Annotated in this window: 12 protein-coding genes; 3 read left to right on the top strand and 9 right to left on the bottom strand. The window is 49.6% G+C overall.

Annotation, left to right across the window (positions count from 1 at the left end):
* Position 1: 1 nt before the first annotated feature.
* The gene (locus DP091_RS17185) at positions 2 to 3,391 is read right to left on the bottom strand and encodes a tubulin-like doman-containing protein (protein ID WP_113059451.1); all 3,390 of its coding nucleotides are present in this window, start codon (positions 3,389 to 3,391) and stop codon (positions 2 to 4) included.
* Between the two features lie 27 nt (positions 3,392 to 3,418).
* Positions 3,419 to 5,206 (bottom strand): vWA domain-containing protein, encoded by a 1,788-nt coding sequence (locus tag DP091_RS17180; protein WP_113059450.1) that lies wholly within the window; start codon positions 5,204 to 5,206, stop codon positions 3,419 to 3,421.
* Between the two features lie 316 nt (positions 5,207 to 5,522).
* On the opposite strand from DP091_RS17180, the gene DP091_RS31385 reads away from it, so the two are divergent.
* The 3 genes from DP091_RS31385 to DP091_RS17170 are packed head-to-tail and all read left to right on the top strand — an operon-like array spanning position 5,523 to position 8,541.
* Positions 5,523 to 5,675, top strand: a complete 153-nt coding sequence (locus DP091_RS31385; protein ID WP_164817485.1) for a hypothetical protein — start codon at positions 5,523 to 5,525, stop codon at positions 5,673 to 5,675.
* Positions 5,668 to 6,603 carry a hypothetical protein gene (locus tag DP091_RS17175; RefSeq protein WP_113059449.1) on the top strand — a complete coding sequence of 312 codons (936 nt, stop codon included), beginning with the start codon at positions 5,668 to 5,670 and terminating at the stop codon, positions 6,601 to 6,603. Before DP091_RS31385 ends, DP091_RS17175 begins: the two co-directional genes overlap by 8 nt.
* A gap of 15 nt (positions 6,604 to 6,618) precedes the next feature.
* Entirely contained in the window at positions 6,619 to 8,541 is a 1,923-nt protein-coding gene (locus DP091_RS17170) for a hypothetical protein (protein ID WP_113059448.1), read from the top strand.
* A gap of 167 nt (positions 8,542 to 8,708) precedes the next feature.
* On the opposite strand, the gene glmS is transcribed toward DP091_RS17170, so the two are convergent.
* The 7 genes from glmS to ppc form a co-directional block, all read right to left on the bottom strand.
* Positions 8,709 to 10,541 carry a glutamine--fructose-6-phosphate transaminase (isomerizing) gene (gene glmS / locus DP091_RS17165; protein ID WP_113059447.1) on the bottom strand — a complete coding sequence of 611 codons (1,833 nt, stop codon included), beginning with the start codon at positions 10,539 to 10,541 and terminating at the stop codon, positions 8,709 to 8,711.
* Positions 10,542 to 11,268: 727 nt separating this feature from the next.
* A complete protein-coding gene (glmM, locus tag DP091_RS17160) occupies positions 11,269 to 12,609 on the bottom strand; it encodes a phosphoglucosamine mutase (RefSeq protein WP_113059446.1) in 1,341 nt (446 codons plus the stop codon).
* Between the two features lie 32 nt (positions 12,610 to 12,641).
* Positions 12,642 to 14,117, bottom strand: coding sequence for a CdaR family protein (locus tag DP091_RS17155; RefSeq protein ID WP_113059445.1), 1,476 nt, complete (start codon positions 14,115 to 14,117; stop codon positions 12,642 to 12,644).
* Entirely contained in the window at positions 14,110 to 14,940 is an 831-nt protein-coding gene (cdaA, locus tag DP091_RS17150; RefSeq protein WP_071221881.1) for a diadenylate cyclase CdaA, read from the bottom strand. Before cdaA ends, DP091_RS17155 begins: the two co-directional genes overlap by 8 nt.
* A gap of 318 nt (positions 14,941 to 15,258) precedes the next feature.
* A complete protein-coding gene (locus tag DP091_RS17145) occupies positions 15,259 to 15,873 on the bottom strand; it encodes a zf-HC2 domain-containing protein (protein WP_113059444.1) in 615 nt (204 codons plus the stop codon).
* A gap of 222 nt (positions 15,874 to 16,095) precedes the next feature.
* Positions 16,096 to 16,662 (bottom strand): RNA polymerase sigma factor SigW, encoded by a 567-nt coding sequence (gene sigW, locus DP091_RS17140; protein ID WP_181469840.1) that lies wholly within the window; start codon positions 16,660 to 16,662, stop codon positions 16,096 to 16,098.
* 244 nt (positions 16,663 to 16,906) lie between these two features.
* Positions 16,907 to 19,693 carry a phosphoenolpyruvate carboxylase gene (ppc, locus tag DP091_RS17135; protein WP_113059443.1) on the bottom strand — a complete coding sequence of 929 codons (2,787 nt, stop codon included), beginning with the start codon at positions 19,691 to 19,693 and terminating at the stop codon, positions 16,907 to 16,909.
* Positions 19,694 to 20,026: the final 333 nt, after the last annotated feature.

The raw sequence follows: 20,026 nt of genomic DNA, 5'->3' as shown, positions 1-20,026 counted from the left end.
TCTATTTCAACCTTCTTCGAATGTCGTTTAATTTCGAAGAGACCTGTCTGTAGAACTGGTATCGCTCTTCACCGTCCGCAAGCTCCACCTTCTCGTATTCGAGCCGGTCGCGCGTTTCCAGGAACCGCTCGGCCAATTCTTCCAGCTTCGTGAGCAGCGGCGTAATGTCCTCGGAAGCGGTCAGCTCCTGATCACGGCGGGAGGATTTGCGAAGCAGCGTGCTTCGGCTTTTCTCATCCAGCTGACGGAAGTGCTTGTAGACTTCATACTCCACGTCGTTCACGCTTTTCAGCAGGTTAGCAAACGGCTCCCAGGAATCTTCCTCCGGATCGCGATCATAAACGAAGAGCGCACCCTTCTTGGTGATCGTCTCGGTATACAACGCCTCGATGAATTGATCAAGCCATTTCTCTTCATTCTGATTGTCGCTGATCAAGAGCTCGAATTCCGTGATTTTGGCCGTAATGGCGGCATATTTCTTCAACTCATCCCGCACCATGCGGATCATTTCCGGCGAACGGATGAGATTCTCCTTCGCCATATCCTCGTTGATGCTGTTGAAAATATCCTTAGAGCCGACCCGCTCCAGCCCCTCATTCAAGAGCCGCTTCAGCTCGGTCCATGCCCGCTTCACTTCCCCAAGATTAGGCTTGGGACTATCCAACTGCACATCATAAGCGCGAAGCAGCTCGTTCAGATCAAATGGCTTCGTAAACACGACCGCATAGCGGCTGCTCGTATTCTGGTCAACATCCTTCTGGATAATGACCTTAAACTCAAGCGCCTGATTAAATTCAGCGCGTACCCTGGCGTTGTAATCCTGAACCCGCGGGTTGACGTAGGTATCCCCCCAGGATTTTTCAGGAATCGGTGACGGCAGATACGTCCAATTGTTGCGGTCCGTCTGCACCAAGTGACGCCCGACGCCTTCCTTGTCCATAATCGTGCGTTCGTAGCTTTCCTCATAAACCTTAAGCGGCGTATAGACGAACAGCGGCACGCCGTTTTTCGTATTCAGCCAGAAAATCCGGTTCTTCACTTCGCTCTCCTTCACGGTGAAGTGAGACTTCCCGACCGAATTGTTCTGATAATTCCGAATCCCCTTCAGGATGCTCGGAGCCTGTACAGGAACGGACACAAACCCCCACGAAGGGAAGTACAGATTGCCTGCGCTGTTGCTTAAATGGAAGACCGGCACGGCTTCGTCATCCAGCTTGCTGGCGATGTTGCGCTCGACAAATTTTTCGATGGAATCCTCCTGCCCGAATTTCATGACGAGGAAATCCTCCATCGAGCGGGTAATCAAATCGCCGAATTTATCGGTAAGAAACTCCGAAATGGATCTGACGATATCGATCTCCTGCTCCCGCGTCCAACGATTGGCATGGCTCAGCAGCTCCTGCGCGAAATCGCGGATGAGATCGTCCACATCCTTTTGATCCATGATTTTGTTGATCACGTCGGAAATATCGGGCACGCTGACCAGGTTCCAGTAATACGTCTTGTTTCCTTTATGGTCCTGCTGCTCTTCCCCGTTAACCAGAATGTCGCCGTTCTTGGCGAAAATCGAATTCAATGCATTCAGAATTTCCGTATACACGCTGTATATCCGGTTATTCTCCTGGTTCAGCAGATCATATAAATCCTCATAGAACTCAATCATCTGCTCGGTGCGTTCCACATCGGCTTCCAGCCAATATTCGTTGATTTTCGCTTCGATATAGATATTCTTCTTCTTATCCTTGGAGACAAAAGCGCTCTTTGCATCGCCCAGGCGTTCGATGGCCTGTTCCCTGGCCGACTCGATGTCACGGGGAATGCGGGTCAGATTCTCGCGCAGCGCTTCGATGTAGGACAGCAGCATCTTCAGCAGGCTGAAGCCCTTCTCCGTATAGATCAACCGGGACACATAGAACGGACCTTGCTGCGGATGCAGGAACATGCGTCGGATTTGGTCGCTGAACTGTGCCACGATCTCGCCCGGCAGCTGCTTCTTCGCTTTGATGTACTCCTCGCGGGCTCTCGCCAGGAAATTCTGTTCAAGCTCCGTGTCCATGTTGATGACCTGGTTCTTCACCACGTTCGCGTAGCTGAGCCGTTCGCTGTTCTGGTACCCGGGGAGCGGCTCCGGCACGCGGGACTCGAAGTTCTTCGTCATCGAGTCCAGGTCGATGCCCAGCTTGCTTGCGAATTTCTCGACGTCCTCCTGGCTTGGCGCCTTCTCGAACATGGCTTGCATTTTGCCGAAAACGCGGTACGCGAGATAAGTGGTCATCTCTTCAATGGGTAGAACAGCTGAAGATGCGCCGATAATGTTGTAGTCGTAATTGGCAGGGTACGCCTTGTTCATCTGCGCGATATTGGTGCGGATGTTGCTGATATAGTCATGGATCGCAAACTCTTCGCCGGACTGTTTTTCCTCGCTGGCCATGAAGTTTGTGATGTTCTCAGCGGTAACGTTCATGCAATAATCATAGGCGTTCTCCAGCAGCTTGCCTTCCGTATTCGTAGCGGAAATCAGATGGCAAAGATTAAACGGAGGCAATGGAGAGTTCACGTTCAGAATGTTGCCGTACTGCTGCTTGAACCGCTCGCCTCTGGCATCCACGTTCATCCAGTAATCGAGCTCTTTGAGTGCGGCGTAACCGTTCTTCTTGATGTATTCACGCGTATGCTCGCTCAAGCTTTTGTTCGCCAGATTAATATCCGGCGTAAACAGATAGCCAAGGGTGTTCACGCGGTCAATGCCGGCAGAGCCGTGGTCGCGTTCGATAATGCCGCGGACGATATAGGCGATGTCCAAGAAGCAGCCGCTGCCCGTACCGCCGGACAGCCCCGTCAGCAGGAAAACCATCAGCTTTTTGTTTGTGCCGACCGACAGCGTCTTGATCTTCTTGTCGATCGCCTGCACCACTTGCGTAATCTTCGTGAACAGGAGCAAACGGCCCGCTTGGCGTACGCCTGCTGCTCCGTTCATGCCATCGGTAATGCTCAGCTCGGGCGACAGCCAATCTGTAATATACGGCTCCAGGATGCTTCGGTTTTGAAGGAGGCCTCCAATCTCGGCATTGGAGAGGAGCACGAATTCATTGATCGGATCAAGCCCGATGCCTTTATAACGTTTATTCTTATCCTGCTCGTTGGTCTCAAAAGCCAGAAACTCCACATTATCCGGCTTGTCCATTCTCTTCTTGGACAACGGATCCTCCGGCAGCTTGAACCGGCGGTTAATCTGATATTTCAAGCGCAGCAGCGCATCGATCCCCGTCCCTCCAAGCCCGATGATAAGGATCGGATTGTCGATGGTATCGACCCGTATTTTCTCGCTGACAATCCCGCCTCCAAGTGAGACGTCAAGCTGTTGTATATGTTCTCTTACTACCGGTTTCATAACTTCCCCTCCTGATAGGTCATGGCTTTAAGCCAAATATTCAAATAATATCGTTTTGTCCGCCTGCTGCAGGGAAACTCTCAGCCGGTCTCCGTTCTTAAGCTCCGTGCCATTCGATGCATCCAGCGCGCGGCCGGATTTCTCAATCACGGCTGAAGAATTGTTCTTAAGTATAATGCGGTCGTTCTTGCCCGGCATGAATAAGATCTTCTCGGTCTCCTTCAGCTCCGGTGCAAGCTGCAGAAGCTGATGCAGATTGAACTTCCCTTTGAATGAAGTCAGCTTCTTGTATTGCGGGAATGTCTTCTCGCCGGTGTTCTCGTCCCTGATCTCGATTACGATCTGACCGACAAAGCCTTTGTTCGCTTTCTTAATCGCGCCGAGTATGAAATATGCAGCCGCTCCAACCATGAGCAGCGCCGCGATGCCAATGATTACGGGCCATAATGGAAAAGGTTTCGCATCCTCGCCCGCAGTCATCTCCTTCCCGCCGCTTCCGGAGTCCGCCGCTGCCGCTTTTGCGCTAATCTTCACAGGCACGCTTTCGCGGTAGAAGCTCTGCTCCTCCGCCCGTACCCTCAGCTCGTATTCGTGCTTTTGCGGAATCTTGTATTTCCCTTCAAAGCTGCCGCCTTTGTTCTCAAGCTCGACCTCTGACTCGTCCCCGGTGTCCAGATCCTTAACCAACAGCTTGGCCGTCATATTGCCATACTGTTCCTGGTCCTGCAGCTTCTGTCCATTGCTGACGAGATATGCCTTAATATCGATCGTGTCTCCTGCCCTTACCTTTGAAGGTGGCGGAGGATCCATGGTCAGCTCCAGATCGTAGTTGAATACGAGGTTAATGTCGATTTTGTCTTTCGATACGCCTTTCACCTGCAGCTTCCAATCGCCTTGCTGCGGCTTCAGCAGCTTGAGAAGCGAGTAGGAATTGGAAGTAGATCGCAGGACACTGCTTGAAGGAATAGTCTGCTCAGCGCCGGCAGGATCGACCAGCTTCACGTCGACGGGACTGGAGGACATAATGGAAATGTTTGCCTCCAGCACGTTCGCATTCGGCACATGAACCGTAACTTCCTGATAGCTTCCGTTGCCGGTAATGGATTGTACCGGAACGATCTTAAGCTGCTGGTGGCTGGCAAAAATCTCGCTTAATATTTGCGGAAGGTCATCCGCCGAACTGGTGGTAAAGGATTTGCCCCCCGTTTGGTTAGCCAATTCAGCCAACGTTTCTTTATTCAGCTTCCCGTCGGCATTCAGCCCGATCGTATAAATCGGGATGCCGCTCCCGTTGGCCTCCTTGACGGCTTGCGCTAACTGATCTGACGCTTCTTGGCTCGTCTTGCCTGTGTTTGGATCCAGGTCATTATTACCGTCGGCCAAAACAACGATCATCGGCGCATGCGCCGGGTCCATTCCCTGCTTCAGCACTTTCACGGCTTCATCAAGGCCTACGGACATATCCGTGTAAGGACCGCGATCCAGTTGATCGATAAACTCCTTCAGCGCGGTTTTGTCCGCTTCCGATTGAATTTCAAGCAGCGCTTTCTCCCGCTGAATCCGGTCAGTATAGGATACGACGCCGACCTTGTCGCCGGTGGTCGCCAACATGTCGATAAACATCTTCATCGCTTCGCTGCTGATCCTCTCCGGATCACTGTTTTTCATCGAGTTGCTGGCATCCATCACCAGTACGGCATCAATCTTGGAGCCTTGCGAGGCAGCCATTGCCTGAGGCATGGTTCCTCTGCTCCAGGTCAGGGTCAGCAGCACCGCTGCCATCAAAGAGAGCAGCCATTTATTTTTACGTAACATTGAATTACTCCTTCATCCATTTAGTCTAGCATCAGGTGGATGCCTCGGTTCGTTTGTCAGACCAATAGTCTAACTGTAGGCAATAAGTCTTAAAATTACATGAAAGAAAGCTTAAAAAACAACAACGGGAACATCCATTTCTCTGGTGTATTTATATAGAAAATACCATGCTAATCACTAAAATATACCAGCACTATGTCCATATGATATAATTATACCTGCCAAAGTTCAACATAATCAGTCGTACCACTCGGACTTAGGACACAAGCCTCACCCGCCATTTTCGAACAAATACGATGCCGAAAGGAATAGATATATGATTACATACGGATGTCTCGGGATTTTGTTTCTTTTTGTCATCATCAAGATCACGGCCTACTTCAAGCGTAAGAAGAACGCCCCGACACCGGAGCAGCTGCATCAGACTCTGCTTGAAGTTGCCAACTCACAGAGGGAACAGCATGGATAAGAAAAAACCCGTACAACTTCGCCCCTATAGTAAAACGAGATATGTCTACCAAAAGTTAAGGGTTTGCAAACATTGCCACCATTTCACGATTCTTTGGGAGGACAGCTGCGCTCACTGTAAACGGAACGCCCTTGTTCCCGTTATGGAACTTGCAGAGAAACGGGCCAAGCGTTCCATGCAGAGTGACCGACTTCTCTTCTGCATTATTGGGCTCTCAGCTGTTCTTCTCAGTCAGACCTTCTTGCAGATCGTGATCTCCTTTGCTTGTATGGTGGCCCTGCTTGTATGGTTATGGCTGATCCAGCGGCGAGTGCTGCATTCCGAGACCTTGCACGCTCTGGACAAGCTTATAAGAAGTCAGCGAAAACAGATTCTTGAAGGCCTTGACCTGAACAAAGCGACGGCTTCTGCCGCCATAAAGGAAGATGCCCAGCTAGGATATGAAATCGTCAGGGAAATTGCCTCCTTGGTCCGAAATGACCGCATCCGTCTGCAGCAGATCGTTCTCCTTCAAAGCTTCAGCTTGCGCAAGGATATGGAGCTTGAGCTTGAGCCGCTGCTGCTGGATGAGTTTGATCCGGACCTAGCCGCTTATATCGGTGAAATCGCCAAAATTAAACGCGAGTTGATTAACAGCAAAGCCATCCAATACCTGCTCGACCATGAATCCAACATTTTGCGGATGGAGCAAGGCAGGCAGATTATGATCGACGCCGCCGGGGCAGCGGTACGGAAGAAAAAATACATCGATACGTTCCCTGATTTCATTAGCCGCTATGCGGATGGATTGCCGAGATATCGCTTCCTCCGCTTGTATCAGATCGTACGCCGCAATCCCGGCTTGTCGTGGAACGGCCTGCGGGACCGGGTGTCGGCTATTTATAATGAACACTACCGCTCGGACCCTGATTTTCAAAAATGGGATTAGAGGGGCTATACCGTTATGACGATGAAAAACACGCTAACCCTGCGTAATTTGTATCTTTTTTTATGTATCGTCCTTCTGCTGCTGATCGGATATAAGGGAGTTCATATCTATCAGAAAATCGAATCGATGGCACAAGCCGAGCTATTGTATGCTCAGAAGAAGCTCGTTCAGGCAGAAGAGTGGTATCAGAAAGCGCGAAATAATCGATCCCTTCTATATAAAGAAGAGCTGCTTGCCTCAAGACTTCAAGAGCTCGAACCCATTACTTCCATGAAGCAGAGCCTTTCCTCGCTTGATCATCGATTGAGCCGGGTCGGGGAAGCAGGCGATTTTTCCGGCTTCATGAACGTGTATGCCGAACTGCTTGACGCAGAGCAGAAGCTTGCCGGGCAACAAGGGGCTTATGCTTCCTACTACGATGAAATTGCTGCGTTCTACGGAATCCCCGACGATGTGAAACGGATATTCCTGCAGTTCATTGGTTTGTTTAACCGTCAGGCCGATGAGCTGCTTGAAGAGCAGCAGTATGACGACAACAGCTTCAAATGGAATCTGCTCCGTATCCCCGAAGCATTCTACGGCGGGGAGAAACAGAAGAATGACAAACTGCTCCGTCTTTTCCAGCATTATGACGAAATGGTTCTAACCCGCCTGGCAGGAGCAGGACGGTATACCGACCTGCTAAGTTGGTCGCAATCCATGGGTTCCGAATATGCCACCCGGACGATATCAGCTGCCTGGTTGAATAGCAAGACCGATGAACTTGTGTATGCCATGCTGCAAAAGGATGTGCAGCGAGAGCGGCCCTTCGATTTTGCTTCGCACGCCTTGGGGTACAGTGATTACTTGGAACGGAACGAACGGAAGAACGCGGAAATCATGGCGTATATTCAGAATCAGATCAATCGGTGGATTGCAGCTGCCGATCGGATGGTACAAGATCAGAACTACGAGGAAGCGATAGCACTTTATGATGCGCTGTCGGGATACCAGGATATGAACGGTAAACTGCAAGCTGCCGAATTGGCCTGGACGATCCACGATCCGATTCGTTTGTTTCAAACGGCGGGGCTCAAAGGCAGCTTCAGCTACGTAAGCGGAGGCGGGAATCGCTTTGGAGGATTGGCCTACGCCATTGGAGTCGATGAGGGAAATATCATCTATTTAGCTGTCTTGAATGCCGATGAATCGGTGCAATTATTCCAAAACCATGATTACCCGTCCGACATCGCCATCCAACAGGTTTCAGTTGAGGAATCGCTTAGCACCGCGAATCATCCGGTTATCCTAGTGGAGGGCGACGCAGGGACAGGAATGGTATCGTATTCAGGTTATGAAGCCAGAGATGCCAATCTGACGGCGCTGTTCCAGTTCACGGCCGAAGGCTACCAGGTCCAGTCTGATAAGTCTTTGCTGGTCACCAATCTGGAGGGAGCCAGCCCGGACGAGATCGCCATCTTCGAGCGTCAGGGAGGCCAATACGGATTCACAGGATATCAGGTCCATTACACCGACATCGATATTGCTAATATCGAGAGATATCCGAATGAGAAGGTTCGCTTCTCTGTCCATATCCTGGAGGGTGGCTATGGCGAAGTCGTTGCCGAACGCGATGGATACCATATCTTCTTAAGGGGAGACTTGGATTTTCCTGCGGGGAGCGCGACCCTCATCGGAACATTCAGCGGCGAGTATCAGCAGCTGGAGATCCCGGGAAGCCAGAGTTCCACTACTTCAATTCCCGTTGAACCGGGGACCGAGCAGGTTGACGGTCACAATGGAGACACTATAGATGAAACCGAGAATCCAAGCGACGCCGTCACTACCGAGGATATCAATCCGGATGATGTTCAACAAGAACATAACGGAAGTAGTGACAGCACCGTATCCGGTCAGATCACGCAGGTGCCTGTCATTCAGGTAGAATCGATCGAGTAAGTTATTGAATCTTTAATCACTTTAATATCTTGAGTTCTTCTAAACATGACAAAAGGCTTCGCCCCTTATCACCAGGGGCGAAGCCTTTTTCATTAATAAATTCAAACGATATGAATCCTAACTTTCATTAACTGGACAACTGATGATCTTAATTGCCCGCTCCTACCTTACTCCACCGTCACGCTCTTCGCCAGGTTCCGCGGCTTATCCACGTCGTTGCCACGGGCAAGCGATGCGTAGTAAGCAAGCAGCTGTAACGGTACGACAGACAAGGCTGCCGTCAAGATCGGCAAGGTCTTCGGAATGGCGAAGGCTTGATCCACGGATTTCAGCAGGCCTGCCACATGCTCTTCATGCGTAATCGCCATCACTTCTGCACCGCGGGCCTTCACTTCCTTGATATTGCTCACCGTTTTCTCCATAACCGCTTCCTGGGTTGCCAAGGCAATAACCGGAATGCCTTCCTCAATCAGGGCCAGCGTACCATGCTTCAATTCGCCGGCAGCATAAGCCTCGGAGTGAATGTAAGAGATCTCCTTGAGCTTCAGGGACCCTTCTTGTGCTACGGCGTAGTCCTGACCACGGCCGATGAAGAACAGGTTCTCATGCTTCGCAATTTGCTCGGCATATCCCTTGATTGATTCTGCGTTGGTCAACATGGACTCAACCTGCTCAGGCAGAGCTTCCATCGCTGCAATCACTTCAGCAACAGCGTCTTCGGTCATCGTACCGCGTACTTGAGCCAGGTACAGACCAAACAGATAGAACGCAATCAACTGCGAGGTATAGGCTTTCGTGGAAGCTACGGCGATCTCCGGTCCAGCCAGGGTGCCGAGCACGTCGTTGGCTTCACGGGCAATCGAGCTGCCTACCACGTTCGTGATGGCCAGGACATGAGCGCCATGGCTCTGTGCTTCACGAAGCGCAGCCAAGGTATCTGCCGTTTCACCGGATTGGCTTACAACGATGACCAGGGTCTCTGGCGTAACGATTGGCGAACGGTAACGATACTCGGACGCCACGTCATTCTCAACCGGAATGCGTACCATCTCTTCAATCACGCTGCGTCCCACAAGTCCTGCATGGTAAGCCGTACCGCAGGCGACAATCTGAACATTGCGAATGTTCTTAATCTGTTCCTGTGTCAGCTTCAGCTCCGGCAGAACGACTTTACGTCCGCTCTCATCCACACGGCCCAGCATGGTATCCCGGTATGCTTTTGGCTGCTCATGGATCTCTTTCAGCATGAAGTGATCGAATCCGCCTTTTTCCGCTGTAACGGCATCCCAGTCGACACGAATCATTTCCCGAGAAATAAAGTTCCCCTCAATGGTCATTAATTCGACAGCATCTGCCGTCAGCAGTGCCATCTCTCCATCGTTGAGAATATATACGTTACGCGTATATTTCAAAATAGCCGGAATATCAGAACCGATGAAGTTCTCCCCTTCGCCAAGACCAATAATTAGCGGGCTTGCTTGACGCACAGCCACCAATCGATCCGGCTCATACTCAGTCAAGACGCCAAGGGCAAATGCGCCTCTCATGTAAGAGATCGCCTTCTGCACGGCCTTAACGATATCCCCGTCATATTCACGGGCAATGAGATGGGAGATAACTTCGGTATCGGTCTCCGACACAAAGTGGTGTCCTTGGCTGATCAGCTCTTCCTTCAGCTCCAGATAGTTCTCAACGATCCCGTTATGAACAACGGAGAACTTCTGGCTTTCGTCCGTATGCGGATGCGAATTCACGTCCGACGGCCGGCCATGCGTAGCCCAACGTGTGTGACCGATACCTGCGGTTCCCACGAGTGGAGCAGATTCGAGTCTCTCCTCCAAATTGGCAAGACGCCCTTGCGCCTTGGCCACACGCAGACCTTCATTCGTAAACACGGCAATCCCCGCTGAATCGTATCCGCGATACTCCAGCTTTCTCAATCCCTCGATCAACACCGCTTGCGTTTTCTGATTTCCAATATATCCGACAATACCACACATAGTATGATTCCTCCGTTCGATTTCCCTATGATAGTAGGCGGAAATAGAACACGGCAGCATCTGTGCGGTATCAGGAAAAAAGAATGATCTATTCAATTATCAACGTTCAAAAAATCCAGCATGATATAGGCTGCTAAGTTGAACAGACATGAATGCACTCTTCTTCCCCCGCGCTGCCCTGTTCTAAATCGCACATTCATGTTTTGTATTAGTAATAAGAAGCACCTGCGGATACGTTGTAAGAACGGTCGCCCATTCCTTTTCCGTGATTCACTTACGGTTGGTGCATAACCGAGAGGTCCCCGCCGAATAATCCGAACACCTCTACCTCGTCAACTTGCGTTCTGCCGTTTGGTTATCTCGATCGTAGCAATAACCAATCCCCGCGCAGGTACAAGCTCTGGCGCTTATGAAGCTTGAAGTAACCTCACAATCCTCGCTTTCTGTTCTTGAATGACATCCTTTATTATATTCATGCTATATCACTTTGGCAACTCGGCTGTTTCCCAGATGCTAATCCCTGCGTAAATTAACCCCAAGAATGACATCGAATGGCCTATCCTCACAAGCGATGCCGTAATTCGCACTCTTTACTGCCAGGACAGGGGGTGTTGCGCTTTCATCGACTGACTTCATCGAAAAGCAGCAGGCCAGTGAACCGGATCCGCATAGTTCACTGGCCCTGACAAAAATTAGTCTGCTTTCCTTGAAAAATACACCCTTAGTCTTACGCCAATTCCCGCTTCACCACGTCTGCAATCTGCGTTACATAACGGTCGAGCTCTTCTTTGTCCGGGCCTTCCGCCATGACGCGAATGAGGGATTCCGTTCCCGATGGGCGAACCAGGACACGACCATTATCCCCCAGAATGCCTTCGACTTCAGCAATCGCAGACTCAATAACGGTATTGCCTTGGTACTTGCTCTTATCGCCAACACGAACATTAACCAGCACTTGCGGGTACTTGCGCATGCTGCTCTTCAGCTCATGCAGAGGCTTCCCGGAGGCTACCAACGTATCCACCAATTGAATTCCCGTCAGAATGCCATCCCCTGTAGTATTGTGATCCAGGAAAATCACGTGTCCTGACTGCTCTCCACCCAGGTTATATCCGCCACGGCGCATTTCTTCCATCACGTAGCGGTCTCCGACTGCCGTTTTAGCAGTTTTCAGCTTCAAGCTGTCACATGCTTTATAGAAACCGATGTTACTCATTACGGTCGAAACGATGGTGCCTGCCTTCAGCTTACCGGCACGGTTCATGGCATCACCGCAAATGCACAGAATGAAATCGCCGTCCACTTCCTCGCCTTTTGCGTCAATGGCAATCAGGCGATCCGCATCTCCGTCAAAAGCCAGACCGAGGTCTGCGCCGTGCTGGAGTACAGCCTCGACGAGTTTCTCCGGGTGAGTCGATCCGCAGTGATCGTTGATATTCAGGCCATTCGGCTCAGCACCGATGGTGATCACATCCGCGCCCAATTCACGGAAAAGCTTTGGAGCCAGCTCATAAGCGGCGCCATTAGCACAGTCCAGTACGATTTTCAGACCGTCAAACCGGTTATTGACCGTCGTTTTCAAATATTCCAGATATTTATACTTCGATTCGTTATCAACCAGCAATTCACCTAAATCAGCCCCGATTGGCCGCGGCAGATTATCCGTTTCCGCATCCATCAGCTCTTCAATCTTAAGCTCGGTCTCATCCGACAGCTTGAAGCCGTCTCCACCGAAGAACTTGATGCCGTTATCTTCTACCGGGTTATGTGAAGCCGAGATCATAACACCCGCATCAGCCTTCAAAAGTCTTGTGATATACGCCACCGCTGGTGTACTTACGATACCCAGACGAATGACATGTGCACCGATTGACAGCAGGCCTGCAACCAAAGCCGATTCCAGCATAGCCCCCGATACGCGAGTATCCATGCCGATGATGACGGTTGGCTTCTCTTTATCACCCGTGAGCACATAGCCGCCGCAGCGACCGATGCTGTAAGCCATTTCCGCTGTCAGCTCTTGATTCGCAACTCCTCTTACTCCATCTGTACCAAAATATTTCCCCATGTTTTATATACTCCTTTATCTACTCTTCGTTATTATCCATCATTGGACGTTTCTGTTCCCGTTGTCCCATCATTCGATCCGTCTCCCGGCGGATGTGATGGGGTTTCTGCTGATCCGGAGTTATCCGTGTCTTCATGTGTAGGAGGCGTCTCTGGATCCTCCTCCGGATCATTGCCTGTTCCCGCTCCTGATCCCGTTCCTGGTGGAACAGGCGGCTTGTCTTCTTCCGTTCCCTCATTCTTCGAGGTGTCCGGCTCCGTTGTCACGGGCTTGGAGTTATCCTTGAGTTCTACCTTAACAACAGGACGCTCCGAATCCGTACGGTTAATAAAATTAGGAAGCGTGATCTGCAGCGGAATTTCGTGAACGCCGGCTTTCAAACCGGTTGCATTCGCTTCAGCTCCGATATCCGCCGGTTCCAGGCTATTGAGCAAGTCCGGCGCTCCGGTGAGCGTTAAAGATATGGTCTTCGTCTTTGGATCCGTAATGACAGCATCCAAGCCGGAGGCAACCCCTTTTAACGTTATCGGAATCCCCGTGATCACCCGTTCACCATGCGATACCGCCGTAACATCCACCGTTACAGAGCTCGGCTCGATTTTCTCAAAACCTTCAGGCGGCGTCAAGTCGGCCGTAAGCACTGTTGTCCCCGAATTTCTAACTTCTCCCAGATTGATCGTAGCTTCGATATAGGTCTCAGCTCCTGCCAGCGCCTCTTTACTGCCAAACAGCTTCACTTCTTTTACCTTCTGTTCCACCTTGGATAGGACAAACCCTTCCGGCAGCCGTCCGGTATATTGAAGCTCCAGCGGCAGGGTGACAAAAGCAGGCTCAATCGGCACTTCAGCTGCTACTGTAGCAGGCTCAATGACCGCATCTTCCATTGCGTTGCCTTCTTTATCATATGCCGTAAGCTTGACTCGTTTCTCCGTAATCTTCTCTTTGGCACCATCAAGCTCCACATTACCTTTCACCTGCCCCAGATTCGCCATGGACGATTCAGGCAGGGTAACCGTGACTTGCCTTGGGTCAATCAGCACGGGTGTTCCGGCTCGGTAATCTTTCGCAGGCTCGCCTTTGGTTCCAATACTTACCGTCACGGATTTCGACACTCGCGGTTCTACCGTCACCGTAACGGCCGACGGTTCCATCGATACCATCTCAACGCCGCTCGGGATGGAGTAGGTTAGCGGAAGTGTGTGCGTACCCGGTTCTTTGACGTTGCTCAAATCAAGCTTCACCTTATAATCGTCGGTCAAAAGCGAAATATTGGATTTCTTCCCCCGAACCTCAAGATTTACACGGTCCTTATCAATCCCTGTTAACGCAAATTCGCTGTCATCAAATCCATAAGTCTGAATCTCAACGCCTTCAATGACTTTGGTATCATAGAAAGTCGTTGGCGGTGCAGGCGTTCCGCTGTCCATATGAACCATCGCCCACAATAAAATACTGACAGCGAGTGCAATAAGCTTGCTTGCCGTGTTGTTCTTGATCCATTTATCCATTGCTGCCGTCCCCCTTCCGTTTCCAGAAGAACGTGCGTTTCTCCTTAATGGACGCGGCAGGCCTGAGCTCCTCATACAATTTGGAGATGAGGGACTCTTCCTTAATATCCCGAACCACCTGTCCATTCAAGGCCAGCGATACTTGCCCAGTCTCCTCGGATACGACAACCGAAATCGCATCCCCCACCTCGCTGATTCCGATAGCGGCACGGTGTCTTGTTCCCAGTTCCTTACTGATAAAAGGATTCTCCGATAGCGGTAAATAGCAGCCGGCCGCCGCAATTTGACCGTTCTGAATTATGACAGCTCCGTCATGGAGCGGCGTGTTCGGTATAAAAATGTTGATAAACAATTCCGAGCTGATCACCGATCTCATCGGAATTCCCGATTCTACGTATTCATTCAGGCCCGTCGTCCGCTCAAAGACGATCAGAGCCCCTATTTTGCGCCGAGACAAATAATTAACCGCCTTAATGGTTTCGCTGATTAACTTATTGGTCTCCTCGTCAATATCCGCCGTCCGCCCAAACAGCTTGCCTCGTCCGAGCTGCTCCAGACCACGTCTGAGCTCCGGCTGGAAGATGATAAAGATCGCCAGCACCCCAAATGTAAAGATCTGATTCATCAGCCACTTCAGCGTATACAGATCAAACCAGGTGCTGAGAGCCCAGATGACCACCAGCACCAAAATGCCTTTGAGCAGCTGGACCGCCCGCGTGCCGCGGACGAGCAATATCATCTGGTATATTATATAAGTAACGATAAGGATATCGATGATATCTTTAATGGTTTCACCCCAGGTCATATCTGTGAAATACTCCATACAGCAACCCCCGTCATTTCCTTTAAGTGCGGGCCCAAAAAATCCGGTTCCTCGAAAATGAATGCTAAGATTCGATTTTACCGAACCAGCTCTCCATTTCCCTTCAGTTCACACGGGGACTTTTTGAACTTCCTTTTTAATAACGCATGAGACTTATATATGTAGTATGTACTCTACACTCTCTAGGTTATAACGTTAATCTTTCCGATGCAAGCGGAGGCCCTCCGCTTTCCATGAAAAAGATCTTAAAATCAACAAAAGAAGCGCCGTCTTTTCACAGAAAAGAGGCGCTTTTATTAAGTAGGCTTCAGGTTTCACCTAGCGGTAAGCGGCATCTGTAAACAGAGTGGAGATCTTGTACCAGATCCAGTCCATCGCCCGATCTATGTCCTTCACTTGACCTGCTATATGTGAGGTGGAAGCCTGAAATAATTCTCCGTCAATGACGGTCACGTTGCCGTTCACTTGACCGTAGACCTTCGTCTTTCCATTCTCGACTGTAATATCTCCCGTGATGGTTTGATCCGGAGGAATAATGACGGTATCTCCTTCAATCACAAGCTTTTCGAATTCATCACTCTTTACAACCAGCTGAGTATCCTGACTCCAAAAACTGATTGTGCTGAAGAGCATGACAACCAAAAACAAAGCTGCAGCCGTGAGCGCAGGATGATTCCTAACCCATTTGACCCAAGTTTTTTGTCTCTTGGGCTGCGGCAGCATGCCCATTATACGTTCCGTTAAATCATCGGATGGCTTGGTCGCATGATGAGTTAAGGAATAAAGAAGCATATCGGTATGCTCCAGCTTCTCGAAGTAATTCCGACAGTCAGCACAATCCAGCAAATGCTTCTGCAATTCCAGCTGCTGTGGGTCGGACAAGTCATTATCCAGATAATCATGCATCAAAGAGACGGCTAATTTGCAATCCATTTGTGAGCCAATCCTTTCATTCAATCTCTTTGCTGGGTCCCTTCCCCCATAGGGGCGTAAGACTTGCTTATTGTTCATACGTGCCGGAATCAGGGATGTTTCAATTATTTTTAAAAGAAAGTCAGAAAAATTTTGCAGAGACTAACTTTCTGGCTCCGCAAGAAAAAAGCGCCCTTAAACGCGATCTCTCTTCCTCAAAGAACGGCGATAGGCGTTTTTTTCTCATAATTTGTACTCTAATTTTTTGCGTAAAAATTCGCGTCCACGATGGACACGCGTTTTGATCGTTGTTACAGGCAAGTCCAAAATCTCGCTGATCTCCTGCAGAGATAAATCCTGGATATACCTTAGAATCATGATTGTCTTGTACTTGGCAGGAAGTCCGTCAATCGCCGTATGGATAATGCGCTGTGTCTCGGATAGCAGCATTTCACTCTCCGGTGTACGGTTATCGCTCGGGATCAAGGAGTAGCCGTCCATGCCTTCGCTTTCATTCAGGTCGGCGTCCAGCGAGAAAGACGGCTTGCGCTTGCGCAGCCGATCAATGCTAAGATTTGTACCAATTCGGTAAATCCAGGTTGAGAACTTCTGATTCTCGTCGTATCGATCAAGGTTTTTATATACTCGCAAAAAAGTCTCTTGTACGACATCCTCAGCTTCATGGCGGTTACTCAGCATCCGGTAAGCCAAATGAAAAATCTTGTCTTTATAAAGCTCTACGATTTCGGCAAAAGCTCTCTGGTCCCCTTTTCGGGCCAGCTTCGCCAGTCTTACATCCAAATTGTCCACCACAATTCCCCCAGAATGGTCTGATGGGTAACGTCTAAAAAAGCATCATTCAAATCGTAATTCAACTGTTTCTAAAAATCAACAATAATTCAAAAAGAATCCCTATTCTCTATCAAAGACAATCATGCTGCGGCCGATATCCGATCATCGGAGGTTATGCTGCTATAGATGAAAAAACGAGGTCCCTTTAGGGAACCTCGCCTTATACTATCCCTTTCAGACAGCATTGACATCCTGTAAAGGATCAGCCTGTATTACGAAGCCCCGCCGCAATGCCGTTTATGGTCAGCAGTACTTCCCGAAGCAGATCCGGATCGTCCTGCTCCTGCTCTCTCAGCTCGCGCAGCTCGTTAAGCAATTGAACCTGCAAATAGCTAAGCGGATCCACGTAAGGGTTACGGAGTCGAATCGATTCCTGCAAAACCGGCTGGTTATCCAGAATATCCTGTTGTCCCGTAATCTTAAGAACAAGCTCTTTCGTCAAGTTGAACTCATCCTGAATCAGACCGAAGATACGCTCGCGGGCTTGATCATCCTTCGTCATCAAAGAATACTCCTTCGCGATGATCAGATCAGCCTTGGCAAGAGCCATCTGAAGGGTATCGATCAGTGACGTAAAGAACGGAAAGCTCGTGTACATCTTCTGAAGCACCTTCATATTCTCTTCCTTGCCCTGATAGAAGCTCTGTAAGCCCGTACCAGCCGCGTACCATGCTGGAAGCAGGTAACGGCTCTGGGTCCACGCAAACACCCAAGGAATGGCTCTGAGGTCCTCAAAACGGTCACTGTTCTTACGCTTGGATGGTCGGGAACCGATATTCAGCTCTCCCACTTCAGGAAGCGGCGTGGATTCCTTGAAGAAGCTCAGGAAATCCGGATCACGGAAGATCAGATCCTGATATTTCTTCTGAGAAGCGGCCGATATGCTCGAGGCAATCTCTTCCCACTCTTTTTCGGTCGATTCCTTTTCAGGGTAACGGGCATTAAGAGAAGCCGTAATAAGTGCTGAAGTCGCCTGGTCCAAACTGCGGTAGGCAATTCCCTTCAAGGAATAACGAGAAGAAATGACCTCGCCTTGCTCCGTGATCTTGATGCCGCCTGCAATCGTTGATGCCGGTTGAGCCAAAATGCTGCGATTCAAAGGCATTCCGCCGCGTCCCAGCGATCCGCCGCGTCCATGGAAGTATTTCACCTTGATGCCATACTCATTGGCTACAGCCGTAATATCTTTGAGTGCTACCTGGAGTTCCCAGTTCGCGGTAATGGCTCCGCCGTCCTTGTTGCTGTCGGAGTAACCCAGCATGATTTCCTGAAGCTCATTCATCGCGCTAACCGCTTCCCGATAGATCGGCAGGTTGAAGAGCTTACGCATAATATCAGGTGCGGCATGAAGGTCCTCAATCGTCTCAAACAATGGTGCAGCCTGCAAAGTAGCTATGACAGAACCATCATTGTCCTTGCGGAAGAGTCCGACTTCTTTGGCAAATACCATCACTTCCAGAATGTCGCTTGCACCCTCGGACATACTGATCAAATAACTTGAAATACATTTGACGCCGAACTCCTGCTGCGCACGGAATACGGTACGGTATACTTCAAGGCATTCTTCGGTACTGTCGCTGTACTCTTGATATGGCGTAGTCAATGGACGAGGATCATTAAGCAGGTTATTAAGCAGCTCGATCTTCTCATCTTCACTTAACTGGGCATAATCCTGAGTCACATTCATTTTACGAAGAATCTCGGCCATGGCATTTTCATGCTCTTGGCTATGCTGTCTGATGTCCAGCGTCGCTGTATGGAAGCCAAATAACTCCGCCTGACGAATCAGTTTTTGAATATACGTGTCTGCAACATAGTCAGCAAAATGGAACCGCAAGCTTCGATCAATGATATTCAAGTCCTCGATAAATTCCTCAGGGGACTGATAACGCTCGCTGCCCGTCATGTTCTCATCAAGAATATGACTCATTTTAGCCAGCATATATACCAGTTTTACACGATAAGGCTCTTTCTCATTGTGCCAAATTTCCATCTTCTTCAGTGTTACATGCTCGCGGTCTTTTTCAATGGATTGAAGCAATTCATCCGAAACGCTCACGATGGATGAGCTGAAGCTGAGGTATTTCATGAATTCACGCAAAATCCGTTGGTATTCACGAATCGCTAGCTTCCGCTGCATTTCAAGCGTTTTCCATGTTACGTCCGCCGTCACTGAAGGATTTCCGTCCCGATCGCCACCGATCCACGAACCGAAACGCAAATAGGTGGGAACGTGCCAATGGTGACCCGGATAATATTTACTTAGGCAGCGCTCCAGTTCTTGATAAACCTCTGGCAGAATGTGAAACAGAGTCTCGTGAAAATAATACATACCGTTTCTGACCTCATCAAGAACCGTCGGCTTACGGTCACGAAGCTCGTCGGTTTGCCACAGCGTAATCACTTCATTCAGTAGTTTTTCCCGAAGCTGCTCTCGTTCGCGGAATGTCAGTGTCGGGTTGTCCAGTTGCATTACATCGTCCGCTATCCGTTTATGAATATCCAGAATAGCCCGACGCATCGCTTCTGTTGGATGAGCTGTCATTACCAGCTCAAGGGATAGACTTTCGAGAATTTCTTGAACTTCTTCAAACGTAATATTGCGCTCTTTCAAATCCTGGACCGCACTCTCAATGGAACCTGGTTGAACACTCTCCCCGGCAGAACGCTCATAATCGCGTTTGCGGCGTATCCGATGATTCTGCTCCGCGATATTAACCAATTGAAAATAAATGGCAAACGCGCGAATCACCTGATGGCGAATGTCGGGCTCCAATGTGCTGATGATCCTTTTGAAATCTGCAAACAGTTCCGGCAGGAATACGGATCGCAACGATTTACTCGTTTCACGAATTTTCTCAACTATATCTAAAAGCTCATTGCCACCTTGGTGGACAAGAACTTCTCCAAGAATATTGCCAAGGAACCGTACATCTCGCCGCAGCAGATTGTTGGAATTGCTCTTTGCGGTTACTGTAAGTTCAGTCATGCTACTCCTCCCATCTCAACCCGTTTCAGCAGTTTGTCTATAGGACGTAACGCCTTCCTAACATCATACAATAAAAGCGCATGAAAATCTGCATTTTCCAGGCGAAAAAATTAGCCAAATCGACAAAACTCATGATATTGATATACCCTTATACCATGGACATTAGTCCTATAAACCTTGACCAGCCTATATTTCTTTAGCACATTAACACTTCGCAGGGTAGTCGTGTGAATATGTAAAAAAACATCACACACGGTGATGTCCTGCTTATGTATGGAGCGGGTGATGGGAATCGAACCCACGCTACCAGCTTGGAAGGCTGGAGTTCTACCA

Origin of the sequence: Paenibacillus sp. MDMC362 (assembly GCF_003269305.1) — a bacterium.
Lineage (GTDB): Bacteria > Bacillota > Bacilli > Paenibacillales > Paenibacillaceae > Paenibacillus_AQ.
This window is presented reverse-complemented; position numbering and strand designations above follow the sequence as displayed.